The organism is Streptomyces sp. NPDC002935, assembly GCF_040611295.1.
Taxonomy (GTDB): domain Bacteria; phylum Actinomycetota; class Actinomycetes; order Streptomycetales; family Streptomycetaceae; genus Streptomyces.
The window spans coordinates 1-2,692 of record NZ_JBEXNW010000044.1; the positions used below are offsets into that span (position 1 = coordinate 1).

Genomic DNA, 2,692 nt, shown 5'->3' on the forward strand with positions numbered 1-2,692 from the left:
TCTTGGTCGAGAACCCGTCTACCAGGAGCTTCGTCGTTCCGTACAACCCATGCCCACCAACACCCCGACGCCACAGCCAGGTTGGAAAAGGCTCAATGACACAGGACATTCGGTGTTGGAATCCGGATGCGGACGGGCGAACCCCTGGGCCGTTTCCTGTTGGGACCGTTTCCGGGACTGGACGGGCGTGTCAGCGGTCAAACCATTCGGCTCTGTCGGGGATCTTGTGACCTCACCCGTCTGATCTGGGCGTCTACCGGGTGTGCAGGGTGTGGTGCAGCCCCCTCCAGCCAGGCATAGAGGGGGGACCATCCCCCGCGGGTGCGGGGGTCAAGCGACGCGCCAACTTCCAATTGGCGCGAACGCGGACCATCCCCCGGGTGCAGAGAGCACATCACGTCCGGCCAGTCGTCGGACTTGACGACGGGACCATCCCCGCGTGCGCGGGGAGCAGTCTCGTCCGGGTCCGGCGTGGTGTCGATGCTCAGGACCATCCCCGCGTGCGCGGGGAGCAGACGGGGACAAGGGACCCGCGGTACACGCGTGAGGGACCATCCTCGCGTGCGCGGGGAGCAGACGTGCCGGGCCCGCCACCAGTGCAGGCACAGGCGACCGCCCGCCGAGGGCTGGCCACGGCACTGCGCAGCCTGTTCCGCGCGCTGAAGCGTGAACGCGTGATCTTCCGCAACCCCGCCCGGGACCTCCCGGTTGGGGATATCAAGGGCATCCCGAAGTCCATCCCCTCCGACATCCTGATGGGCTGCTCGATCAGGCGACGACCACGCTCGGCCGCCTGGTCGTGACCTTCGCCGCCGTTCACGCGCTGCCTTCCAAGGAGATCCGGACCCTGCACACCACGGGCCTCGATCTCTCCCGCGGCACCCTCGAAGTACGGCGCGGTCTGCTGCGGCGCACCCTCTGCCTGGAGGAGCTCACCCACCAACTCGCCGCCCACTGGACGACCTACCGCCACCAGCGCTGGCCGGCCTCGTCCAACCCCCACCTGCTGGTCAGCCAGAAGACCGCGGTCGACCCCGACCACCCGGCCGTCAGCATCGGCACCCTGAGTGGAGCCCTTCCCCGCGGACTGACGCTGAGCGGCCTGAGACAAGACCGCATCCTCAACGAAGCTGCCAAAACCGCCGACCCACTCAGGCTCATGCGCCTGTTCGGCATCACCGAGCAAACCGCCATGCGCTATGGCACCGCCGCCCCCCGAACGCACCGTCAAGATGCCTCGATGATTATCGGCGCCGTTGAGGAGACCACGCACCAAGGAAGAAGATGAAACAATTGCACGCTTCAACGAAGCATCTCTCCTGGTCAACTTGAGATGCGGCCCGAAACGTCTTATCGCATGCCGGAAGAGCGAGAAGCGAGAAGGCGGATACTCCCTATACCCTTCCGGGATCCCTCCTGGAGTTCCAGTCATCAATGACCCCAACCCTCAGCGGGATTCACGCCTCGTTGGGAGATGAAGTAGTCCATGAGCCGTCCGAATTCTTGAAATAATGGTCGCCGAACATATCAGTCCGTTCGGTGCCCCATTTTGAATTATCCGGATCCGCGATAAACTGGACCTCTTGCGTGACATCGTAGGCAAATTTGGCATATAGGGCCAGGCTGCCAATTTCGCCGAGTAGACCGACTGCGCCCATTGCTCCCGAACCTCCCCCCGTCTCGGGAGCTGCACCCTTGGCCGGCCCGGACTCGGGAGCTGCACCCTTGGCCGGCCCCGCCTCGGGAGCTGCACCCTTGGCCGGCCCCGCCTCGGGAGCTGCACCCTTGGCCGCCCCCGCCTCGGGAGCTGCACCCTTGGCCGCCCCCGCCTCGGGAGCTGCACCCTTGGCCGCCCCCGCCTCGGGAGCTGCACCCTTGGCCGGCCCCGCCTCGGGCTCCGGTACGAGACCGGGCTCCGAGTCCGCCTCCGGCACAAGATTCGGTTCCGTCTCCGCCTCGTCGGCCAGATCCGGTTCCGTGTCCGCTTCCGGCACGAGACCGGGCTCCGAGTCTGCCTCTACACCGAACCCAATCGTCCCTGGCTCCTGATAATGAGAGGGCCCGGCACCCATATCCGGAACCGTGTCCGCCTCCGGCACAAGACCGGGCTCCGAGTCCCCCTCCGGCAGATTCGGTTCCGTGTCCGCCTCCGGCACAAGACCGGGCTCCGAGTCCGCCTCTACACCGAACCCAATCGTCCCTGGCTCCTGATAATGAGAGGGCCCGGCACCCATATCCGGAACCGTGTCCGCCTCCGGCACAAGACCGGGCTCCGAGTCCCCCTCCGGCAGATTCGGTTCCGTGTCCGCCTCCGGCACAAGACCGGGCTCCGAGTCCGCCTCTACACCGAACCCAATCGTCCCTGGCTCCTGATAATGAGAGGGACCGGCACCCATATCCGGAACCGTGTCCGCCTCCGGCACAAGATTCGGTTCCGTCTCCGCCTCCGGCACAAGATTCGGTTCCGTGTCCGCCTCGTCGGCCAGGTCGGGTTCCGTGTCCCCCTCCGGCAAAAGATTCGGCCCCTCCGGCATAGGAACGGGCTCCGAGCCCTCCGGCAAAAAATTCGGCCCCTCCGGCATAGGAACGGGCTCCGAGCCCTCCGGCAAAAAATTCGGCCCCTCCGGCATAGGAACGGGCTCCGAGCCCTCGAAGCCCGGGTCTATATCCGAACCGTCGCCGAAACCCTTCT

2 protein-coding genes and 1 pseudogene are annotated in these 2,692 nt (G+C 65.9%); 2 read left to right on the forward strand and 1 reads right to left on the reverse strand.

The features are described from left to right. The first annotated feature begins 578 nt into the window (after positions 1 to 578). Both ABZX90_RS38220 and ABZX90_RS38225 read left to right on the forward strand, forming a co-directional pair. A complete protein-coding gene (locus ABZX90_RS38220) occupies positions 579 to 803 on the forward strand; it encodes a hypothetical protein (protein ID WP_355212850.1) in 225 nt (74 codons plus the stop codon). Continuing rightward, positions 800 to 1,288, forward strand: a complete 489-nt coding sequence (locus ABZX90_RS38225) for a hypothetical protein (RefSeq protein WP_355212852.1) — start codon at positions 800 to 802, stop codon at positions 1,286 to 1,288. Before ABZX90_RS38220 ends, ABZX90_RS38225 begins: the two co-directional genes overlap by 4 nt. 169 nt (positions 1,289 to 1,457) lie before the next feature. Here ABZX90_RS38225 and ABZX90_RS38230 read toward each other — a convergent pair. Continuing rightward, positions 1,458 to 2,692 (reverse strand): annotated as a pseudogene (locus ABZX90_RS38230) (hypothetical protein); the annotation flags it as partial.